The sequence below is a fragment of the Streptomyces poriferorum genome, assembly GCF_019399235.1.
GTDB classification, from domain to species: Bacteria; Actinomycetota; Actinomycetes; order Streptomycetales; family Streptomycetaceae; genus Streptomyces; species Streptomyces poriferorum.
This window is the reverse complement of sequence record NZ_JAELVH010000437.1, coordinates 1-5,243: the sequence shown is the minus strand read 5'-3', so window position 1 is coordinate 5,243 and position 5,243 is coordinate 1. Positions and strand designations below refer to the sequence as shown.

1 protein-coding gene is annotated in these 5,243 nt (G+C 71.8%); it reads left to right on the top strand.

Annotated features, from left to right (window positions below; translation table 11 throughout):
- Positions 1–5,243: non-ribosomal peptide synthetase (locus JGS39_RS37835; protein ID WP_219574306.1), on the top strand; the 5,243-nt coding region annotated here is incomplete at both ends.

Genomic DNA, 5,243 nt, shown 5'->3' with positions numbered 1-5,243 from the left:
CAGACCATGCTCTCCCTGCACAACCTGGATCAGGGCGATGCGGCCAGGTCCCTGGGCGAGTGGCCGGGGCTCAGCGTCTCGGACCAGACCATGGCTTCCGACGCGGCCCGCTTCGACCTCGCCTTCAACCTGGGTGAACAGCACGGACCGGACGGCGCCGAGGGAGGTATCGGGGCAGTCCTGGAGTTCAGCGCGGATCTCTTCGACGCGCGAACGGCCGAGGTGCTGTGCGAGCGGTTCGTACGCGTGCTGAGCACGGTGATCGCCGAACCCGGTACGCGCGTCGGCCAGGTGTCTCTCCTGGCCCCCGACGCACGCCGACTGCTGCTGGAGGAACGGAACGCCACCGCCCGGTCCTTCGCGGGTGAAGCTGACGTGGTCGCCCTCTTCGAGGCGAGGGCGCAAGCGGCCCCGGACGCGGTGGCCGTCGTCTTCGAAGACACCGCCGTCACCTACGCGGAGCTGGACGAGCGGGCCGCCCGGCTCGCCGGTTCGCTGATCGAGCGGGGGGTCGGCCCCGAGCAGTACGTGGCGGTCGCCCTGCCCCGCTCCGTGGACCTCGTCGTCGCGCTGCTCGCCGTACTCAAGACCGGTGGCGCCTACCTGCCGCTCGACCTGGAGTACCCGGCCGACCGGGTCGCCCACATGCTGAGCACGACCCGTCCCGTCCTCACCCTGGACGCTCAGACTCTGCCGGCACTGCTCGACGGTGAGCGCGTCCGGAGCGTCCCGGTGGATCCCCGCGCGGCCGCGTACGTCATCTACACCTCCGGATCCACCGGCCGCCCCAAGGGTGTCGTCGTCTCCCGCGCCAACCTGGCCAACCTGCTGCTCGATATGGCGGAGCGCGTCGGATTCACCCCGGACGACCGGCTGCTGGCGGTCACCACGGTGGGCTTCGACATCGCCGGACTTGAGCTCTTCACCCCCCTGGTGTCCGGCTCCGCCGTGGTCCTCGCGAGTCGTGACCTCGTCCTCGACCCGGCCGGGCTGCGTGCCTCGGTCGCCGGGCAGGGCATTTCCGTGATGCAGGCGACTCCCAGCCTCTGGCGTGCCGTCGTGTCCGACGCGGGCGAGTCGCTGCGCGCAGTACGAGTACTGGTCGGCGGCGAAGCCCTGCCCACCGACCTCGCCGCACAGCTCACCTCCGCAGCCTCATCGGTCCTCAACGTCTACGGACCCACCGAAACCACCATCTGGTCCACCACCGCCCCCGTCACCCCCGACCTCTACATCGCCGGCACCGGAATCGCCCGCGGCTACCTCAAGCGCGCCGGCCTCACCGCCGAGCGCTTCGTCGCCGACCCCTACGGCCCCGCCGGGACACGGATGTACCGCACCGGCGACATCGTCCGCTGGACCGAGAACGGCGACCTCCAATACCTCCGCCGCGCCGACGACCAAGTCAAGATCCGCGGACACCGCATCGAACTCGGCGAGATCGAAACCGTCCTCACCGGACTCGACACCATCGCCCAGGCCGCCGTCATCGTCCGCGACGACCGCCTCATCGCCTACGTCATCGGCACCCCGGATGCAGCTGCGATCCGTGCCCAACTGGTGCAGGTCCTGCCCGACTACATGGTCCCGGCCGCCTTCGTCACCCTCGACGCGCTGCCCCTGACCGCCAACGGCAAACTCGACCGCAAGGCCCTGCCGGAACCCGAGTTCACCGGTGCCGCGCAGAGCCGCGCCCCGCGCACCCCGCAGGAAGAGATCCTCTGCGGACTGTTCACCGACATCCTCGGTGTCTCCGGCATCGGGATCGACGACAGCTTCTTCACCCTGGGCGGGCACTCGCTGCTTGCCACTCGCCTCGCCTCGCGCATCCGCACCGCACTCGGTGTCGAGCTGCCCGTGCGCCGGCTCTTCGAGGCTCCCACGGTCGCCGGGATCGCCACGGCACTGCGCGGTGCCGACGCGGCCCGCGACGCCATGACCGCCGGGCCGCGCCCGGAGCGTGTCCCGCTCTCCTTCGCCCAGCGGGGGCAGTGGTTCCTGCACCGACTCGAAGGCCCCAACGCCACGTACAACCTTCCGGTCGCCCTGCGTCTCACGGGCCCTCTCGACCACGCGGCGCTGCGTGACGCGCTCGCCGATGTCGTGGACCGGCACGAGGTGCTGCGTACCGTCATCGCCGAGGACGGCGAGGGCGCCCATCAGGTGGTTCTGGCCGCCGCCGAGCCGCCGCTGGTGATCGAGCAGGTCGCCCCCGACGCGCTGCGGGACGCCCTGCGCACCGCCGCGGGCCACACGTTCGACCTCGCGGCGGAGTTCCCGATCCGGGTGACGCTGTTCGAGACCAGGCAGGACGATCACGTACTTCTGCTCCTGATCCATCACATCGCCGCCGACGAGGGGTCGTTCGGCCCGCTGGCCCGGGATCTGACCGCCGCCTACGCGGCCCGCGCGGCGGGGAACGCACCGGTCTTGCCGCCGCTGCCCGTGCAGTACGCGGACTTCACCCTCTGGCAGAGCGAAGCGCTCGGCTCCGAGGATGACGCCGAAAGCCTCATCCGTCGCCAACTGGGCTACTGGGAAGAGGCATTGGCCGACCTCCCGGCCGAGCTGGAGCTGCCGGCCGACCGGGCGAGGCCCATCACGCCGTCCCATCGGGGCGGGTCCGTCGACTTCGAGGTGTCGCAGGCGCTGCGCGCACGCATCGAGGCGGCGGCCCGTGAGCACCGGGCGAGCACCTTCATGGTCGTGCAGGCCGCCCTCGCCGTGCTCCTGTCCCGCCTCGGCGCAGGCACCGACATTCCCATCGGGTCACCCATCGCGGGACGGACCGACGATGCCGTCGAAGACCTCGTCGGCTTCTTCGTCAACACCCTCGTCCTGCGTACCGACCTGTCCGGCGACCCGACGTTCGCGGAGTTGCTGGAGCGGGTCCGGCAGACCGACCTCGCCGCCTACAGCAACCAGGACGTCCCCTTCGAACGACTCGTCGAGCTGCTGAACCCGGAGCGTTCCGCCGCCCGGCATCCGCTGTTCCAGGTGCGGCTGGTGGTGCAGAACGCGGACCCGCTCGGTTCCGCCGGCGGCGCGCTGGCCCTGCCCGGGCTCACCGCGTCCGCGGTGCCGACCGAGGACGCGGGGGCCAAGTTCGACCTGCTGTTCCGGCTCTACGACAAGCCCACGGGCGGCATGGGCGGCGTACTCGAATACAGCGCCGACCTGTTCGACGCCACCACGGCCCGGACGCTCGGCGAGCGCCTCCTGCTGGTGCTCGACGCGGCACTGACCGATCAGGACCGGCCCATCGGCCGGATGGACGTGCTGACCCCGGCCGAGCGGCACCAGGTCCTGCACGAGTGGAACGACACGGCACGCGACGTGGCGCCCGCGAGCGTGGTCTCCCTCTTCGCGGCCCAGGCGGCCCGTACTCCGGACGCCCCCGCGGTCGTCCACGCCGGCACGTCCCTCACGTACGCGGAACTCGACGCCCGCAGCGGCCGTCTCGCCCGGCTCCTCACCGAGCGCGGTGTCGGCCCCGAGCGGTTCGTGGCGGTGGCGCTCCCGCGGTCCACCGAACTGATCGTGAGCCTGCTCGCGGTCCTGAAGGCGGGCGGCGCCTATCTGCCGCTCGACCTGGAGTATCCGGCGGAGCGGCTGCGCTACATGCTGGCGGACACCGCGCCCGTCCTCGCCCTGACCAACGACGAGTGGTCCGGCCTGGTGCCGGGTGTCGAGGCGCTGCTCCTCGACGCGGCCGAGACACAGGCCGCCCTGGCACCGTCGGCCGCGCCTCCGGTGGGCGGGGCAGCGCCGACCGGTCCGGTGTCCCCGATGAATCCCGCCTACGTGATCTACACGTCGGGCTCGACGGGCCGGCCCAAGGGCGTGGTCGTCGAGCACCGCTCGGTGGGCGCCTACCTCCAGCGGGCCCGGCACGCCTACCCGGACGCTGCGGGCGGCTCGCTGCTGCACTCACGGATCGCCTTCGACCTGACCGTCACCGCCCTGTACACGCCACTGGTCTCGGGCGGCTGCGTGCGACTCGCCGAGCTCAGCGAGGAGCCGGCCGGAGTCGCGTCCCGCCCGGCCTTCATGAAGGCGACCCCGAGCCACCTGCCTCTGCTCGACACGCTCCCCGACACCGCATCACCGTCCGGCACGCTGGTCCTCGGTGGCGAGCAGCTCCTCGGCGAGAAGCTCGCCGAGTGGCGGGAGCGACACCCCGGCGCGACGGTCGTCAACGCGTACGGCCCGACGGAAGCCACCGTCAACTGCACGGACTTCACGCTCGCCCCGGGCGCGCCGACCCCGTCCGGTGCCGTACCCATCGGCCGCCCGTTCTGGAACACCCAGGCATACGTCCTCGACGCGGCCCTGCAGCCCGTGGCCCCCGGAGTGGCGGGCGAGCTCTACATCGCCGGCACCGGCCTCGCCCGGGGCTACCTGGGACGCCCGGACCTGACCGGCGAGCGCTTCGTGGCCAACCCGTACGGACCGGCCGGTTCCCGGATGTACCGCACCGGTGACCTCGCCCTGTGGACCGTCGAAGGACAGCTGCAGTACGCGGGCCGCGCCGACCAGCAGGTGAAGCTGCGCGGGTTCCGGCTCGAACTCGGCGAGATCGAGGCCGTGTTGCTGGCCATCGATCGTCTCCGGGAGGCCGTCGTGCTGGTCCACGAGGACGGCGCGGGGGACCAGAGCCTCGTCGCGTACGTGGTCGCTGCGGCCGGTGCCGACGTGGCGCCCGGGCTGCTGCGTGCGCACGCCGAGCAGCAGCTCCCGGACTACATGGTGCCGTCGGCGTTCATGCTGCTGGACGCGCTGCCCCTCACGCCCAACGGCAAGCTGGACCGGCGCGCACTTCCGGAGCCGGTGCACGGTCCCGAAGCCGAGGCACCCGACCTGCTGGCCTCCCACGGCTCGCACAACCCGTGGGAGGAGGCCATCGGCGGGCTGTTCGCCGATGTTCTCGGCCTGGAGCGGGTCGGCGTCGACGACAGCTTCTTCGACCTCGGCGGGCATTCACTGCTTGCCATCCGACTGCTCGCGCGGGCACGTTCGGTGCTGGGCATGGAGCTGTCGGTCCGCGACATGTTCGACCACCCGACGGTCTCCGGGCTCGCCAAGCTGATGACGGTGGCGGGCCGCTCGGGCCAGGGTCTGGTGGCGGGTCCGCGTCCTGAGCGGGTGCCGTTGTCGTTCGCCCAGCGGCGCCTGTGGTTCCTCCAGCAATACGAGCCCGGCAGCTCCCTCTACAACATCCCCGTCGCCCTGCGCCTGACCGG